16 protein-coding genes are annotated in these 15,830 nt (G+C 70.7%); 9 read left to right on the top strand and 7 right to left on the bottom strand.

Annotation, left to right across the window (positions count from 1 at the left end; translation table 11 throughout):
• Positions 1–3: 3 nt before the first annotated feature.
• A complete protein-coding gene (locus HCA58_RS15610; protein ID WP_169598564.1) occupies positions 4–243 on the bottom strand; it encodes a hypothetical protein in 240 nt (79 codons plus the stop codon).
• A 469-nt stretch (positions 244–712) separates the two neighbouring features.
• On the opposite strand from HCA58_RS15610, the gene HCA58_RS15605 reads away from it, so the two are divergent.
• Positions 713–2,392, top strand: coding sequence for a DNA repair helicase XPB (locus HCA58_RS15605; protein WP_169598563.1), 1,680 nt, complete (start codon positions 713–715; stop codon positions 2,390–2,392).
• Positions 2,393–2,497: 105 nt separating this feature from the next.
• Here the strand turns inward: HCA58_RS15605 and HCA58_RS15600 are convergent, their stop codons facing one another.
• The 3 genes from HCA58_RS15600 to ligD (HCA58_RS15590) form a co-directional block, all read right to left on the bottom strand.
• Positions 2,498–3,250 (bottom strand): TIGR03089 family protein, encoded by a 753-nt coding sequence (locus HCA58_RS15600; protein WP_169598562.1) that lies wholly within the window; start codon positions 3,248–3,250, stop codon positions 2,498–2,500.
• Between the two features lie 126 nt (positions 3,251–3,376).
• On the bottom strand, positions 3,377–4,288 hold the full coding sequence (gene ligD / locus HCA58_RS15595) for a non-homologous end-joining DNA ligase (RefSeq protein ID WP_169598561.1): 912 nt from the start codon (positions 4,286–4,288) through the stop codon (positions 3,377–3,379).
• Positions 4,278–5,219 carry a non-homologous end-joining DNA ligase gene (ligD, locus tag HCA58_RS15590; protein ID WP_169598560.1) on the bottom strand — a complete coding sequence of 314 codons (942 nt, stop codon included), beginning with the start codon at positions 5,217–5,219 and terminating at the stop codon, positions 4,278–4,280. The genes ligD (HCA58_RS15595) and ligD (HCA58_RS15590) overlap by 11 nt, the downstream gene beginning before the upstream one ends.
• An 85-nt stretch (positions 5,220–5,304) precedes the next feature.
• Here ligD (HCA58_RS15590) and HCA58_RS15585 point away from each other — a divergent pair, with 85 nt between their 5' ends.
• From HCA58_RS15585 to HCA58_RS15555, 7 genes are all read left to right on the top strand, one after another.
• Entirely contained in the window at positions 5,305–6,288 is a 984-nt protein-coding gene (locus HCA58_RS15585; RefSeq protein ID WP_169598559.1) for a Ku protein, read from the top strand.
• Between the two features lie 189 nt (positions 6,289–6,477).
• Entirely contained in the window at positions 6,478–7,113 is a 636-nt protein-coding gene (locus HCA58_RS15580) for an FKBP-type peptidyl-prolyl cis-trans isomerase (protein WP_169598558.1), read from the top strand.
• A gap of 183 nt (positions 7,114–7,296) precedes the next feature.
• On the top strand, positions 7,297–8,121 hold the full coding sequence (locus tag HCA58_RS15575) for a hypothetical protein (RefSeq protein WP_169598663.1): 825 nt from the start codon (positions 7,297–7,299) through the stop codon (positions 8,119–8,121).
• 75 nt (positions 8,122–8,196) lie between these two features.
• The gene (locus tag HCA58_RS15570; RefSeq protein WP_169598557.1) at positions 8,197–8,868 is read left to right on the top strand and encodes an HAD family phosphatase; all 672 of its coding nucleotides are present in this window, start codon (positions 8,197–8,199) and stop codon (positions 8,866–8,868) included.
• 393 nt (positions 8,869–9,261) lie between these two features.
• Positions 9,262–9,753 carry an NUDIX domain-containing protein gene (locus HCA58_RS15565; RefSeq protein ID WP_169598556.1) on the top strand — a complete coding sequence of 164 codons (492 nt, stop codon included), beginning with the start codon at positions 9,262–9,264 and terminating at the stop codon, positions 9,751–9,753.
• A gap of 39 nt (positions 9,754–9,792) precedes the next feature.
• A complete protein-coding gene (gene rfaE2 / locus HCA58_RS15560; RefSeq protein WP_169598555.1) occupies positions 9,793–11,661 on the top strand; it encodes a D-glycero-beta-D-manno-heptose 1-phosphate adenylyltransferase in 1,869 nt (622 codons plus the stop codon).
• Positions 11,658–12,524 carry a glycosyltransferase family A protein gene (locus HCA58_RS15555; RefSeq protein WP_169598554.1) on the top strand — a complete coding sequence of 289 codons (867 nt, stop codon included), beginning with the start codon at positions 11,658–11,660 and terminating at the stop codon, positions 12,522–12,524. The genes rfaE2 and HCA58_RS15555 overlap by 4 nt, the downstream gene beginning before the upstream one ends.
• A 56-nt stretch (positions 12,525–12,580) precedes the next feature.
• Here the strand turns inward: HCA58_RS15555 and HCA58_RS15550 are convergent, their stop codons facing one another.
• From HCA58_RS15550 to HCA58_RS15540, 3 genes are read right to left on the bottom strand one after another with little or no spacing between them, the layout of a single operon-like run.
• Positions 12,581–13,684, bottom strand: coding sequence for a glycosyltransferase family 9 protein (locus HCA58_RS15550; protein WP_169598553.1), 1,104 nt, complete (start codon positions 13,682–13,684; stop codon positions 12,581–12,583).
• A gap of 9 nt (positions 13,685–13,693) precedes the next feature.
• Entirely contained in the window at positions 13,694–14,227 is a 534-nt protein-coding gene (locus HCA58_RS15545; protein ID WP_169598552.1) for an Hsp20/alpha crystallin family protein, read from the bottom strand.
• The gene (locus tag HCA58_RS15540) at positions 14,224–14,730 is read right to left on the bottom strand and encodes a DUF2231 domain-containing protein (protein ID WP_169598551.1); all 507 of its coding nucleotides are present in this window, start codon (positions 14,728–14,730) and stop codon (positions 14,224–14,226) included. Before HCA58_RS15540 ends, HCA58_RS15545 begins: the two co-directional genes overlap by 4 nt.
• Positions 14,731–14,880: 150 nt before the next feature.
• On the opposite strand from HCA58_RS15540, the gene HCA58_RS15535 reads away from it, so the two are divergent.
• Entirely contained in the window at positions 14,881–15,498 is a 618-nt protein-coding gene (locus HCA58_RS15535; RefSeq protein ID WP_169598550.1) for a pyridoxamine 5'-phosphate oxidase family protein, read from the top strand.
• The last annotated feature ends 332 nt before the right edge of the window (positions 15,499–15,830 follow it).

Below are 15,830 nucleotides of genomic sequence, written 5' to 3'. Positions count from 1 at the left end.
GCCTCAGCGGCGGCTACGCCGTACCGACCCGACGATCGCCACGATCAGCAGCAGGGCGAACCCCGTCCCGGCGGCTTCACCGACCGAGTCGATGAAACCCTGATGGAGCACCAGCCAGCCGAACAGGAACCAGCCGAACAGGACGACGCCGACGATCGCGTACGCGACCACTGTGGCGGTGGAGACGGGTTCGGAGTGTTCTGCCTGCCTGCGCTCGGGGACAGCTTCCTGGTCGACGGTCATCTGCCCTCCCCCGTACGGTCCGCCCGTACGTCAAGGGTGTCACCCTTGACGGCTGTCGGCCAGCACCATCGCCTACCGATCCGCCTCGATTCGTACCCGATGCAGGGTTGGCGGACGGTGTGGACGGGGCGCCGGTGCGGCCCGGGCGCGCCGCTCGCCCCCGTCGGCTTCCACGGCGACGGGAACGGCCCCCGCTCTCCTGGCCCGTCCGGCCGTGGATCGAACGCGCTACGCACCGGAACCGACCGGCATGACGACCGCGAGGCCGTACGGTGGCCCGCTCCGCGACCTCCCGGTCGCCGGCCTCGACAACTCGTCCTACTGCTAGACGCTGCGGAGTACCGACCGGGTTGCGTGGATGAGCACTTTCTCGCCGACCGCTCTCGCATGCAACACTGGATGGTCGCCCAGCAGCGGATCGGTTGCCGATCCGGTGACCGGACCAACCGTACGGACGAGAGGATTCGGCGTGAGTGGTGGACCGCTGATCGTGCAGTCGGACAAGACGCTCCTGTTGGAGATCGACCATCCTGACGCGCAGGCCTGCCGGATGGCGATCGCCCCGTTCGCCGAGTTGGAGCGCTCACCCGAGCACGTGCACACGTATCGGCTCACGCCGCTGGGGCTGTGGAACGCCCGTGCCGCCGGCCACGACGCCGAGGGCGTGGTGGACGCGCTCATCAAGTACTCCCGTTACCCGGTGCCGCACGCGTTGCTCGTCGACGTGGCCGAGACGATGGACCGGTACGGGCGGCTCCAACTCGCCAACGACCCGGCGCACGGTCTCGTCCTGCGTGCGCTGGACCGGCTGGTGCTGGTCGAGGTGGCCAAGAGCAAGAAGCTCGCCGGGATGCTCGGCAACCGCATCGACGACGACACCATCGCGGTGCACCCCTCCGAGCGGGGACGGCTCAAGCAGGCGCTGCTCAAGCTCGGCTGGCCGGCTGAGGACCTGGCCGGTTACGTCGACGGCGAGGCGCACCCGATCGAGCTGGCCGAGGCCGGCACGGACGGTGGTAGGCCGTGGACGCTGCGGTCGTACCAGCGGGAGGCGGTCGAGGCGTTCTGGGCCGGCGGGTCGGGTGTGGTGGTGCTGCCCTGCGGGGCCGGCAAGACCCTGGTGGGGGCGGCGGCGATGGCCGAGGCGAAGGCCACCACGCTGATCCTGGTCACCAACACGGTGGCCGGGCGGCAGTGGAAGCGGGAACTGATCGCCCGCACCTCGCTCACCGAGGAGGAGATCGGCGAGTACTCCGGCGAGCGCAAGGAGATCCGCCCGGTCACCATCGCCACGTACCAGGTGCTCACTTCGCGGCGCGGTGGTGCCTTCACGCACCTGGACCTGTTCGGTGCCCGCGACTGGGGCCTGGTCGTCTACGACGAGGTGCACCTGCTGCCCGCGCCGATCTTCCGCTTCACCGCGGATCTCCAGGCCCGCCGCCGGCTGGGCCTGACCGCCACTCTGGTACGCGAGGACGGCCGCGAGGGCGACGTGTTCAGCCTGATCGGCCCGAAACGGTACGACGCGCCCTGGAAGGACATCGAGTCGCAGGGCTGGATCGCCCCCGCCGAGTGTGTCGAGGTCCGGGTCACCCTGACCGACACCGAACGGATGGCGTACGCGACGGCGGAGGCGGAGGAGCACTACCGGATGGCCGCCACCGCCCGCACCAAGCTGCCGGTGGTACGTGCCCTACTCGACCGGCATCCGGGTGAGCAGACGCTCGTGATCGGCGCGTACATCGACCAGTTGCACCAGCTCGGCGAATATCTCGACGTCCCGATCGTGCAGGGCTCGACGACCAACAAGGAACGCGAACGTCTATTCGACGCGTTCCGTACCGGCGAGATCCGCACCCTGGTGATCTCCAAGGTGGGCAATTTCTCCATCGATCTGCCGGAGGCGGCGGTCGCGATCCAGGTGTCCGGCACGTTCGGCTCCCGGCAGGAGGAGGCGCAACGGTTGGGCCGGGTTCTGCGCCCGAAGGCCGACGGCCGGCAGGCGCACTTCTACACCGTGGTGTCCCGGGACACCATCGACACCGAGTACGCCGCCCACCGGCAGCGCTTCCTCGCCGAGCAGGGGTACGCGTACACCATCGTCGACGCCGACGACGTCCTCGGCCCGACGCTCCCCTCGTTCGACTGACCACGTCGGTGGCAAGATCCACGCTGTATCCCTGTTGTTGTCGTCTCGGCGCGAGGCGGACAGGCAACGACAGGGATGTCGCTGCGTTGGTCGACCGTGGTGTCCTCAGAGCACGCGGGTCACCTGTTCGGTGGCGATGACCGCGTCCCGGTCCGCCGGGTCGAGGTTGGCGCAGAGCAGCACGGATGCTCCGGCCGCGAGCGGGGCGAGCAGCCATTTCAGCGGCTGGTCGTGCTCGGCGACGTCGACCAGCAGCCGGTCACCGGCCCGGAGGTCGAGTTGCTCGGCCACCGCCGTGGCGATCGAACCCCACTGGGCGTAGCTGGTACCATCCGGGCTGGCCGCGTCGTTCGCGTGCAGCACGGGCCGATCGGTCGGGGCTACGCCGTGCCGCAGCACCTCCACGGACCAGTCGAGCCAGCCGGCCGGTACGTCGGCCAGCGGCTGCGGTCCGGTGCCGACGAGGTAGCGGTGCAGCCCGTCCGGTACGTCCTCCAGCCAGTCGTCCAGACGCTCCGGGGTGACCAGGACCGCGTCGTACGGCCGGTCGCTGCCCGGCTCCAGCACCGGTAGCCCGGCGGTGGCGCGCGGCCGGAACGACACCTCGAGCCCCACCGCCCAGGCCCCCAACAGCACCGCGGCGGTACGCCAGTGCGGCGGCAACAGCACCGCCACCCGGCTGCCCGGGGTCAGTCCACAGCCGTCACACAACAGTGCAGCGGACCGCGCCGCCAGGTCACCCAGCTCGGCGGCGGTCAGATCGTGACGGGCGCCACTGCGGTGGTCGAGGTAAGTGAGCAGCTGCCGGTCCCGGTCGGCGAGACCGGCGGCGGACGGTACAGGAAGGGCTGCGCGCATAGGTACGTCCTAGCCCATGCCGCACGGCCTGTCGAGGCTGACCCTCCGCGATGGCCGAACGGGCCAGCGCCTACGGTCACGGCGGTACGCCGGACGACTCCCTGCGGGTTGCCCGGGTCTCACCGGTCAGCGCGGCAGTTCGGGCCCTTCGTCGAGCAGCGGGGCGAGCAGATCCCCGTGCTGCTCGATCCGGTCCAGCACCTCGCCAGCGGTGTACGGCGTGGTGGCCGGGCGTCGGCCCGCCGCGCCGGCGGAGACCTCGTCCCAGGTCAGCGGCGTCGACACCGACGGGACGGGTTGGGCTCGCAGCGAGTACGGCGCCACCGTGGTCTTCGCCGCGTTGTTCTGGCTCCAGTCGATGAAGACCTTGCCCGGTCGCAGGTTCTTCGCCATCTTCGACACCACCAGCTTCGGCTGTCCGTGTTCGAGTTCCCGGGCGATGCGACGGGCGTAGGACGACACGTCGTCGGCGGGCTGGGTGCCGGCGATCGGGCAGCAGAGCTGCATGCCCTTCTTGCCGGACGTTTTCGGATAGGAGTCGATGCCGTCGGCGGCCAGTCGATCCCGCATCAGCAGCGCCACCTGGCAGCACTGTTGCAGTGCCGCCGGCTCACCCGGGTCCAGGTCGATCACCATCAGGTCGGGGTGCGCGCCGACCTTCCACTGCGGGGTGTGCAGTTCCAGGGCGGCGAGGTTGGCCAGCCAGACCAGAGTGGGCAGGTCGTCGGCGACGACGTAGTCGATGGTCTCCCGGCCCTTCGTGGAGCCCGGCACGGGCAGCGTCTCGACGTGTACCCAGGACGGGGTGGCGGCCGGGGCGTTCTTCTCGTAGAACGAGCCGCCCGTCACCCCGTTCGGGTAGCGGATGCGGGTCAGCGCCCGGTCGGTCAGGTGCGGCAGCAGTACCGGGGCGATCCGGGTGTAGTAGTCGATCACCTCGCCTTTGGTGAAGCCGACCGTCGGGTAGAGGACTTTGTCGAGGTTCGACAGCTCCAGGGTGCGGCCTTGGACCTCGACCGGGAACCGCTCAGCTGGCATCGTCGACCTCCTCGGCCGCTTTGTCCGGGCGGAGCCGCAGGATCCGGGGGAACCGAAGACGCCCGTCCGGGGTGCGCTGGCCGTACTTGACCTCCACCACGAGCCGGGGAGTCACCCAGATCGCTCCCCGGGCGTCCTCACGGGAGACATCGCCGCTGAACGGCGGGGCGGTGGTGCGCAGTGGCTCCAACTCACGCAGCAGTTCCCGTTCGAGGGCTGCGCCGATGCCACCACCGACCCGGCCCCGGTAGACGAGTCGCCCGTCGGTGCCGGGGGCGCCGACCAGCAGGCCGCCGATCTTACGTGCGCCGGGCCGCCAGCCGCCGACCACGAAGTCGCCGGTCACCTCCAGCTTGATTTTCACCCAGTCCGGTGAGCGGACACCTGGCCGATAGGCCGAGTCGGCCCGCTTGGCCACAACTCCTTCGAGGCCGTGCTCGCCGGCCGCGTCGTAGGTGGCGGCGCCGTCGGAGAAGACCGGCGGCACCGCCCACCGCGCCGCGCCGAGCGCCAGGCCGTCGAGGGTTTCCCGCCTCCGGGCGTACGGCCAGCCGGTGAGGTCCTGGCCGGCCAGCCGCAACACATCGAAGATCATGTATGTGACCGGGACGGTCGCCGCCAGCCGGGCGGCCTTCGCGGCGTTCCGCACGTGCATCCGCTCGGCCAGGGCGGTGAACGAGGGCCTTCCGGCCTGATCGAAGAGGATCACCTCGCCGTCGAGCAGGGCGTCGTCGACCTGCTCGCCGAGCGGAATCAACTCGGGATAGGCGGTCGTGATCTCCACGCCGGATCGGGCGTACAGGCGTGGCCGCCCGGCGGCGACGTCGGCGAGCGCGCGTATCCCGTCCCACTTGAACTCGTACACCCAATCGGGACCGGTTGGGAGCTGCCCGGTCGTCGCGAGCATCGGCTTGAGCGGCGCGCCGGGCACACGCCGACTGTAGTAGCAGGCCGAACACCTCGCGTCGGGTTCGCTGTGATGCGAGCATGGTCGATACCGGGGAAAGGAGCGCAGCATGCGGGCCATCTGGAAGGGAGCCGTGTCGTTCGGCCTGGTCTCCATCGCGGTGAAGCTGTATTCCGCCACGGAGGAGAAGGACATCCGGTTCCACCAGGTACACCGGGCCGACGGCGGACGGATCCGCTACAAGCGCACCTGCCAGGTCTGCGGTGAGGAGGTCAGCTACGACGACATCGCCAAGGGCTACGACATCGGCGGTGGGGAGATGGTCATTCTCACCGACTCCGACTTCGCCGACCTGCCGCTCAGTACCTCCCACGCGATCGACGTGCTGGAGTTCGTGCCGGCCGAGCAGGTCGACCCGATCCTCTACAACAAGGCGTACTTCCTGGAACCGGAGGGCACCGCGACCAAGCCGTACCTGCTGCTGCGGGATGCGCTCACCGACTCGGAGCGGGTGGCGATCGTCAAGGTGGCGTTGCGGCAGCGGGAGCAGCTGGCGACCCTGCGGGTCCGTGAGGGGGTGCTGCTGCTGAACACGATGCTCTGGCCCGACGAGATCCGTAAGCCGGATTTCGGTTTCCTCGACGAGGAGCTGAAGATCCGGCCGCCGGAGCTGGCGATGGCCACCTCGCTCGTCGACTCGATGGCCGGGGATTTCCATCCGGACGAGTTCACCGACGACTACCGGGCCGCGTTGCAGGAAGTCATCGACGCGAAGGTGGAGGGTCGCGAGGTGGTCCAGCCGGAGGAGGTGGAGGAGGCTCCCGCCGCCGCAGTCGATCTTATGGCCGCGTTGAAGGCGTCCGTGGAGCGGGCCCGGGCGGCTCGCGGCGAGGCTTCGGCCGGTACCGGTGCCGAGCCGACCCCGATCTCGTCGGCCCGTTCGGCGCAGAAGAAGGCCACGAAGGCTCCGGCGAAGAAGGCACCCGCGAAGAAGACCGCCGAGCAGAAGGCCACGGCCAAGAAGGCCCAGCCGGCCAAGAAGACCGCCGAGAAGAAGGCGACCAAGAAGTCCACTCCGCGCAAGTCCGCCTGACCACGCCAGCCGGATGTTCGGACACCCTTTTCGGCTGGTTTGGCGCGGTCCGGACGATCGCTCGCGTAACCGTGCCTGTCGGCGCGGGCCATCGATGGTCGGAAGTGCCTCCGGTACCAGGTACCGTGTGTCGGCGACGGCTGCCCGTGGCCGGATCCACCCCACACCTCTCAGCAGGGAGTCGAGGACGTGAGCGAGCAGGAGACCAAGGCGCGGCGGCGGCTGGCCGAACAGTTGGCGGCGCAGAAGGCGGCTGAAGCGAAGCGCCGCCGGCAGGCCTGGGCCGGCGCGTTCGCCGGTATCGCCGTCGTGGCGGTGCTGATCACCGTGTTCGTGATCGTGGGTCAGCGCGGTGGGGACGACACCCCTGAGCAGGCCGCCGGCACTCCGTCCGCCCCGGCGGACGCCAACAACGAGCCGGGTGCGCCGCCCGCGCCGCAGTTGCCGGAGGGTGCCGACCCGGCCCTCGGTAGCAAGCCGACGGTCACCGCCGGAGAGGGTGAGCTGACCAAACTGACCGTCACCCCGCTGATCGAGGGCTCCGGGCCGAAGGTCGAAGCCGGCCAGTCCATCACCACCAACTACGTCGGCGTGTTCTACGACAACGGCGATGAGTTCGACTCCTCCTGGGAGCGTGGACAGCCGGCGACCTTCTCGATCGGCGTGGGGCAGGTCATCCCGGGTTGGGACAAGGGCCTGGTCGGGGTGACCGTGGGCAGCCGGGTACAGCTCGACATTCCTGCCGAGGACGCGTACGGCGACGGCGAGGGTGGCCGTCCGGGCGGCCCGCTGCGCTTCGTGGTGGACGTGCTCGCTGCCGAGTGATCCTCGGGGCGGGTCACCTGACGGCACGCAACATCGATGCCGTCGACCACAGAAGGCTTCCGGCCGGTAACCGAACGGCAGTAGGTTCGGCAGCGTCCCGAGCACCTGCCCGGGACGATCGTCGGAGCGAACGCGGAGGCCAACGTGACGGCACTGGACGCCGACGGGCGGATCGCCCGGTTGATGTGGACGCACTACGAGCCCGTGCACGCCGTCACCTACTTCCATCCGCGGGCCCGCGCCGCCTACGGAGCGGCCGGGCTGCGCGGCTACTGGCGGGGTTACTTCGCCGGTCGTGCCGCCCCCCTCGGGCCGACCGGTCCCGCACCGGTGATCGCCGCCTTCTACAACTTCGCGCCGCACATGGTGAGCCGGGCCCTGCCGGCCGTATGGCAGCTGGCCACCCCGGACCAGGCGCTGCGGGCGCGGTTGACCGGGGCGGTGCAGGCGCTCGCCGAGCTGACGTACGAGTTGCCCGAACGGCATCTCGTGGAGGCCGCCGACCTGCTTGAGGCAGCCACCGACGGGCTCGTGACCGCCGGCCGGGTCCTCGGCGCGGCGAATGCGGAGTTGTCCCGTGGTGAGTACCCGTTGGCTCGGCTCTGGCAGGCCGCGACCACGCTGCGGGAGCATCGCGGCGACGGGCACGTGGCGGCGCTCGTCGCCGCCGATCTCGACCCGGTGGAGACGCTCGCCTGGCGGGTCGCGATCGACATGCCGCCGGCCAATCTGCTCGGCCGGGGCTGGTCTGAGCAGGAGTGGTCGCAGGCACGTGACCGGCTCACCGCCCGTGGCTGGCTGGACGCCGACGGGAAGCCGACCGAGCACGGGCGCTCGGCCTTCCAGGCGATCGAGGACGCCACCGACGTGGCCGCCGCCCGGCCCTGGCTGGCTCTCGGTCCGCAGCGGGTACATCGCCTACGGGAACTGCTCGATCCCATCGCCCGCGCCGCCCACACGGTCATTCCGTCGGACAGCCCCATCGGTCTCCCGCCCCTGGCGGGTTGACCGAGGGCCTCGGGCCGCGCTCCACCGGGATTTCCGCCCGGACTTCTTGATCGACGCGGTGGCGGGTGGGGGAGGATGGGGGGTGTGACGGTGGATGGAATTATTTTCGATCTTGACGGGGTGATCGTCGACTCCGAGCCGGTGTGGGAGGAGGTCCGGCGGGCGTACGTCGCCGAGCACGGTGGCACCTGGCAGGAGGACACCCAGCGGCGTCTGATGGGGATGAGCACCGGCGAGTGGGCCCGGTACCTCAGTGACGAACTCGGGGTTCGGCGCACCGCGGACCAGGTCGCCGCCGAGGTGGTCGAGGAGATGGCCCGCCGGTACACCGTCCGGGTGCCGGTGATCGATGGTGCCGTAAACGTGGTCCGCGGGCTGGCCGGGCGGTGGCCGCTGGGGCTGGCCAGTTCCTCGCCGAGCCGGCTGATCGCGGCGGCGCTGGCCGCCACCGACCTGACCGACGCGTTCGGCAGCACTCTGTCGACCGAGGAGACCGAGCGCGGCAAGCCGGCACCTGACGTCTACCTGTCCGTGGCCCGGCGGCTCGGTCTCGATCCGAAATGCTGCGCCGCAGTGGAGGATTCCTCCAACGGGGTACGCTCCGCGGCCTCCGCCGGGATGGCGGTGGTGGCGGTGCCGCACGGGGCGTACCCGTTGGATCCGGACGCCCGGCAGCTGGCTGTGACGGTGCTGGACTCGATCGACGAGTTGACCGCGGACGTCGTCGACCGGCTGGGCCATCGGTAAGCGGACGGACCCGCCCGGTCGGTGGCGGCCAGGCGATGGTGTACGAGCGGACCGGTTGATCCTCCGCTGCTCGAACAGTTTTCGCCGACCACAGGACAGAGGCGAACAAGTTTCGCAATACTGGCTTTGCGGGTCACCCCGCGATGAACGGGCGGTCCCGGCGCGGTGCGAACGCCGGGGCCGCCCACCGGAGAGAAGTCTGTGCAGGCCACTACTCCCCACGGGAATGATGCGCCGGAAAACGTCACGGCGTGACCAGTTCCCGCACATCCATGTCACCATCGCGTACCGGGAACGCCCCACCTCCCAGTCGTAGCCGGCCGACACCGACATCCAGCACCGCCGGGTGAGCCATCAGCGCTTCCTCCAGCCCACGGAAGGTAAATTGTCCAGGTGAGCATCTCCTGGGCTGATTCGTACGTCGGGCAGCTGCGCGCCCTGGCCGGCGACCGGACACTGATGTTCGTCGGAGCGCGGGCCGTGGTACGCGACAACTCCGCCCGCATCCTGCTGATCCGCCGCTCCGACAACGGGCAGTGGGCGCTGCCCGCCGGCGCGATGGAACTCGGCGAGTCGATCGCAGACTGCGCCGTACGGGAGGTACGCGAGGAGACCGGGCTACGGGCGCTACGCGTCAACGCCTTCGCCCTCTACACCGGGCCGGACCGCACCCACACGAACATGTACGGCCACACCTACCAGATCTTCACCGCCGCGTTCCGGGTCGAGGAATGGGACGGCCGACTGACCCGAGTCACCGACGAGACAATCGACGCGGGGTTCTTCCACCACCACGCGATGCCCCAACCGCTCTCCGGGAGCGTCGTCGAAACCCTTGCCGACCTCGACGTCTTCGAGCAGACCAACCGCCTGATCCTGAAGTGACGCAGGTTTGACCCCGCCAGCCGGAGGGGAACCGCCGGCATGGCACGAGCAGCAGCGGAACAGCTCCGGCTCGCCGACGTCGTACAGAGCTGGCTCGGGCGTCCCGTCCTGGTGATCGGTGACGCCATGCTCGACGAATGGCGGTTCGCCGACTCCGACCGGCTGTGCCGGGAAGCCCCCGCCCCGGTCCTCACCCTGCGCCGCCGCATCTCGGCGGCGGGCGGCGCCGCGAACACCGCAGTCAACGTCGCCACGCTGGGCGGGCGCTCGGTGCTCGTGGCACCCGTCGGAGCCGACGCGGCCGGAGACGAGCTGCACGACTGCCTCGACCGGGCCGGAGTCTGGGACCGCACGGTCAGCCAGCCCGGACGGCCGACCCCCGTCAAGCGGCGGATGCTCGCCGGCGACCAGATCCTGCTCCGGGAAGACTCCGGCGACCCGGACGACCCGCTCAGCGACCTGGGGGTGGACTGCCTGCTCACCGCCCTGGACTGTGCGAGCGAGGAACTGCGGGCCGCCAGCGGAGGCGAACCTCCGGCACTCGTGGTCTGCGACTACGGACTGGGTGCCCTGCCCGCACCGGTACGCGCCTGGCTGGTCGAACACCGGGACCGCTACGCCACGGTCGCCCTCGACGCCCACGACCTCGCCGACTGGCGTGGCCTCGCCCCGACGGTGGTGACCCCGAGCTTCGCGGAGGCCACCCGCCTGCTCGCCCGCGCGGACACCGTCGGGTCACCCTCCAACCGGACAGCAGCCGCCGACCCGGGCAGCCACGAACTGCACCTGGAACATCCCGAGGTGGACCCGGCAGACGGACCTTCCGAGCTGACCGTCGGCACCGCCCCCGGTGCAGCCGCGTGGCGGCGTACCGCCGGCCCCGACGGCGAACCGACCCCGGGGGAGAGCCGGGTGGCGATGACCCGCGACGGACTCAGCGTGACCGGCACCGGGGTGACCGTGAACGCCGAAGCCGGAGCCGGCGTGGACCGGGCCGTCCTGGCCGAGTCACGGCTCGCCGAGCTGCGCGCCCACACCGGCGCAGCCGTGGTCGCGGTGACCCTCGACACTGAGGGCGCGGTCGTCGGCGGAAGCGACGGCGAGCCTGCCCGCAGCCACAGCACGCCCGTGCCAGCCAGCCACGCCGTCGGTGCCGGAGACGCGTACCTGGCGGCGATGACCCTCGCGCTGGCCGCCGACGCCCCCCTGTCCACCGCCGCCCAACTCGCCCAACTCGCCGCGACCAGCACCGTCGCCGGTACCGGCACCTGCGTCTGCCGCCGCGAGGACCTACTGGCTGCGCTGGGCCGACCGGCCCCCGACAGCCCGCAGGTGCTGGTCGACACCGGCCGCCTGGCGGCGATCGTCGCCGAGCATCGGCGCGCCGGCCGATCGATCGTGTTCACCAACGGCTGCTTCGACGTCCTGCACCGGGGGCACGTGCGGTACCTGGAACAGGCCCGGGCCCTCGGTGACCTGCTGGTGGTGGCAGTCAACTCCGACAGCAGCGTACGCCGGTTGAAGGGCGCCGACCGCCCGGTGAACCCGATCGAGGACCGCGCCGCCCTGCTCGCCGCGCTGACCTGCGTCGACCACGTGGTGGTGTTCGAGCAGGATTCGCCGACCGCCCTCATCGAAACCGTCCGACCGGACACCTACGTCAAGGGCGGCGACTACCCGCCAGAGTTGGTACCGGAGGCGCCGCTGGTGCAGCGGCTGGGCGGCCAGGTACGCACCCTCGGCTACGTGCCGGACCGCTCCACCTCGTCGATCATCGACCGGATCCGCGCGTACGGCCAACAGACCGGCAGCAGCGCGGAGGCTGCTCCCATGCCAGCGGTAGACATCGCTGATCCGGGCGGCACCGCAGCTGCGGACGCACCGCCTCTCAGCGGCAAGGCGCCGTGAACCGACCCCTGGACGCCGGCACACCCGCGCAGTTCCGCGCCGACCGGCTGGTCGACGTGCTCGTCCCGACCCGCAACCGTCCCACCGAACTCGCGGTCACCCTCGCCGGGCTCACCACCCAGGAAGGGGTGCCGGGATTCGGCGTGGTGGTGAGCGACCAGTCCGACGGTGACCCCGGATTCGCCCATCCGGCGGCAGCCACCATGGTCCGGGCGCTACGTCACCGGGGGCACCCGGTGCTGCTGACCCGGCGCCTCCCCCGGCGTGGGCTCGCCGAACACCGCAGTTACCTCCTCGACACCTCCGACGCCCGGTACGTGCTCTTCCTCGACGACGACGTCTGGCTGGAGCCGGGCACACTGCACCGGCTGGTGACCGCGATCGGTGAGCTGGGCTGCGGCTTCGTCGGCAACGGGGTGCACGGCCTGTCCTACCTCGACGACGTACGACCGCAGACACACCGGCACTATCGGGAGTGGACGGGCCGACCGGTGCCGGAACGCATCCGACCCGGCACGCCCGAGTGGGACCGGGCGCAGATCCACTCCGCGGCGAACCTTTTGCACGTCACGGCATCACTGGCGCTGGCCGACGGCGACTGGCGGGCGTACCAGGTGTCCTGGGTCGGCGGCTGCGTGCTCTACGACCGGGCCAAGCTCGTCGGCTGCGGCGGCTTCGACTTCTGGCGGCGGGTGCCGACCCGGCACCAGGGCGAGGACGTCGCCGCGCAACTCGCCGTGCTGGCGCGGCACGGCGGCGCCGGCATCCTGCCCAGCGGCGCCTACCACCTGGAGTCACCGACCACCGTCACCGAACGCGACGTGGAGGCGTGGGAGGTCGTCATCGCCGACCCGGACGGCTGAGCTCGCGGTCAGGGAAGCACCTTGCTGCACCGCAGGCGTTGGCAATTGCCTTTCCTTCAGCGGAACAGCAGTTCGCGGGCAGCTTCGGTCACCTCGGCGACCGGCACGTCGGTGACGAAGGAATCACGGTGCGGGCAGTCCCCATCGCCCGGACGATGTGGATAGATACCGGGGGTGCAGTCCACCCCGCAGACCGGACAGTGCACCGTCCACGAGGTGATCGGCCGGTGCCGTCCCCGCAGCACCGGAGCGGTGGTGATCAGGTTGCCGACCCAGAAGATGCCGACGGTGGGAGTACCGACGGCGGCGGCCAGGTGCAGCGGCCCGGTGTCGTTGGAGACCACCAGTTCACAGCCGGCGTAGCAGCCGGCCAGGCCGGCCAGGCTGAGCGTGCCCACCTGCGGCCGGACCGGCACCCCGGCGGCGGTCACCACCCGGTCGACCACGTCCTGCTCGACGGGGGTGCCGGTGACGAGGACCTCGTACCCGTCGGCGTGCAGCGTCCGGGCCACCTGCCCGAAACGGTCCGCGGGCCAGCGACGACGGGTGTCGGTCGCCCCGGGGTGCAGCGCCACCCGGGGACGTTCCGACTCGCCGAGCACGGTCAACGCCTCGGCCCGGTCGGTTGCGGTGACCGCCAGCGCCGGGGTGACCGTGGTGGCCGGGGCACCCACCAGCGCCACCGCCTCCAGGTAGCGGATCACCTCGTGCTGGTAGTAGACGTAGCGCAGCCAGCGATCGAGTGGTGGCGCGTCCTCGGCCCGCAGACCGGCGGTGACCCGGGCGCCGAGCGCGGCCACCAGCGGGTTCGAGTTGGCGCCGCCGCCGTGCAGTTGCAGCGCCACGTCGAATCGTTCCGCACGCGCGGCGGCCAGGAAGTCGACCATGCCCGACTCGGGCTCGCCGCCGGTCGCCGTCCGGATCCCCGGCGCGGGCGGCACCACGAGTACCCGGTCCACCGGCCCCGGCCGGTCGCGCCACAGTCGCGCGTGCCAAGGCGCACCGAGCAACACGATCTCCGCCTGCGGGTACGCGACCCGCAACGCCTCAAGCGCGGGCAGTACGAAGATGAAGTCGCCGAGCGCGTTGGCACGCAGCACGGCGATCCGGGCCACATCCGGCACCCGGTCCACGGCCTCCACCAGCAGAGCCGAAGCCACCGGGGCACGCTACCGGCCGGAATCGCCGGTGACGACATCCGGCTGGTGCAGTTCCCGGTCCGCCGCCGGGTCGACACCACTAGACACACCAGCGGAAGGACCGCCCGAACGCGGACCGGTACGGCCGACGGTGATGATGCGCGGCTCCGGCCGGTGTGCGCGGGGCAGTCGTACCCGCAGCAGACCATGGTCCATCACCGCGTCGATCGTCTCGGGGTCCACCCGCAAGGGCAGTGGCACCCGGTACTCGAAGCCCCGGGTCTCGAACCCGCCGGGAATGCCGTGGTCGGCGTTGACCTCAGCCTCCGTCCTCGCCCGTACGCACAACTCACGGTCGTCCAACTCCACCGCGACCTCCTCGGGCGCGACGCCGGGCAGCCGGACGACCACCTCCCAACCGTCGCCCGTCTCGCCCAGCTCCACCTCGGGTGGACCCGGTCGGCCACCGACCAGTCGACTCAACTCGGCGCGCAGCGACTGCAACTCACCCATCGGGTCCCAGCCTTGCTGGCCGCCACGCCAACCGCGTCCCGATCTGGTCATCGCGCATCCCCCATTCGTTGGCTGGCGGCCACCGGCCGCAAGGAACTCGACGCGTCGAGGCCCGCATCCCGGTCGACACCGACGCCGAGCCGGTCGACGAGTTCACCGCCGAGCCAGCCGCCGACGCCGAGGATGCCCAGCGCCACCACCTCGATGGCGACAAGAGCCCCGCCCGCGCCCCGCGAGTCGGCGTTGAGCCGCACCGCCCAGACGGCGGCGAAGAGCAGGATCACCGCGACGTTCGCGGCGGCGTGGGTGAGCGCCACCCGTTTGGCCCGGGTACCAGAAGGGATGGCCAGCAGGTCGAACGTCCCGGCCGCCGCAGCCAGCAGGCCACCGATCAGGCCGACGGTGAGGTTCCAGTACGCCACCTCGCCGAGGAAGTCCGGCCCGCCGACCGTGTCGACGATGTCGAACAGCACGGCGGTGACGAGCAGGGCGAACGGAAACATCACCAGCATCGGATGGACGGGATGCCCCAGGATCTTGAGTCGACTCTCCATCTCCCGGCCTCCACTGCTCTTCGAGGGCGCTGGTGGGGCCGTACCCCGGTCATCGGGGGACAAACCTCACGGCCACGCGCGACTAGACTGACCGCGGCGGTTTCCCGCCCGGGTGCCGTCACCACGGTCAACTCCACGGGGAGGCACACAGTGACGGTGGAGATCACATCCACGGCCGAACTGACCGCGTTGCTCGGCACCCCGACGCCTCGCGCGGTCGCCAAGGAGCGCACCCGGCTGCACGACCGTGACCGGCAGTGGCTCGCAGCCACACCGTTCTGCCTGGTGGCCACCGCCGCAGCGGACGGCACCTGCGACGTCTCCCCCAAGGGTGACCCGCCGGGCTTCGTCCACGTGATCGACGAGCAGACCATCGCCATCCCGGAGCGCCCCGGCAACAAGCGCGCCGACGGCCACCACAACATCCTGTCGAATCCGCACGTCGGCCTGATCTTCCTCATCCCCGGGCGCATCGACACCCTGCGGATCAACGGCCGGGCGCGGCTGCTGCGCGAGGCGCCGTGGTTCGACGACCTGGTGGTCAAGGGGCACCGGCCGGTGCTCGCGGTGGTGGTCGAAATCGAGCAGATCTACTACCACTGCGCGAAGGCGTTCCTCCGGTCACAGTTGTGGCAACCGGAAAACTGGCCAGCGGATCCACTGCCCAGCCGGGCCCGCCTGATCAAGGAGGTCGAGGCCCCGGCGGAATCTCTCGCCGACCTGGAACGCCACTACGGCCCCCAGTACGCCGACAACCTCTACACCTGACTGCCCGGCCGGCTCCCCCGCGCCGCCCCACCCGCAACTTCACTGATGTTGCTGCCTGCGCCACCGAGACCCGACAACATCCGCGAATTTGCAGGCCGGGAAGAGGAGTCGTCAGATGTTGGACCCGATCCGGACCCAGCGCATCGAAGGTGTCGTCGTAGCGGCCCTCGCCGTCGTGGCGACCGTCGCCGCCGGCTACGCCTGGTGGTGGCCTAGGTGACTGGTGTTAAACGATGGCTGCCATCGGCGTGGCGGCCATCGTTTTGAATCTATTTCGGGTAGTTTGCTGGGATGACGTTGGGCATAGCGTCGCAGCAGCTGGACCTCTTCGA

It is taken from the genome of Micromonospora sp. HNM0581 (genome assembly GCF_012726175.1).
Taxonomy (GTDB): domain Bacteria; phylum Actinomycetota; class Actinomycetes; order Mycobacteriales; family Micromonosporaceae; genus Micromonospora.
This window is presented reverse-complemented; position numbering and strand designations above follow the sequence as displayed.

Excerpts from the sequence above, each read along its gene's own strand:
- HCA58_RS15575 (WP_169598663.1), top strand. The coding sequence starts at position 7,297 with ATGTGGACGCACTACGAGCCCGTGCACGCCGTCACCTACTTCCATCCG.
- HCA58_RS15600 (WP_169598562.1), bottom strand. The coding sequence starts at position 3,250 with ATGCGCGCAGCCCTTCCTGTACCGTCCGCCGCCGGTCTCGCCGACCGG.
- HCA58_RS15570 (WP_169598557.1), top strand. The coding sequence starts at position 8,197 with ATGGGGGGTGTGACGGTGGATGGAATTATTTTCGATCTTGACGGGGTG.
- HCA58_RS15585 (WP_169598559.1), top strand. The coding sequence starts at position 5,305 with ATGCGGGCCATCTGGAAGGGAGCCGTGTCGTTCGGCCTGGTCTCCATC.
- HCA58_RS15545 (WP_169598552.1), bottom strand. The coding sequence starts at position 14,227 with ATGACCAGATCGGGACGCGGTTGGCGTGGCGGCCAGCAAGGCTGGGAC.
- HCA58_RS15610 (WP_169598564.1), bottom strand. The coding sequence starts at position 243 with ATGACCGTCGACCAGGAAGCTGTCCCCGAGCGCAGGCAGGCAGAACAC.
- rfaE2 (WP_169598555.1), top strand. The coding sequence starts at position 9,793 with ATGGCACGAGCAGCAGCGGAACAGCTCCGGCTCGCCGACGTCGTACAG.
- HCA58_RS15540 (WP_169598551.1), bottom strand. The coding sequence starts at position 14,730 with ATGGAGAGTCGACTCAAGATCCTGGGGCATCCCGTCCATCCGATGCTG.
- ligD (WP_169598561.1), bottom strand. The coding sequence starts at position 4,288 with ATGCCAGCTGAGCGGTTCCCGGTCGAGGTCCAAGGCCGCACCCTGGAG.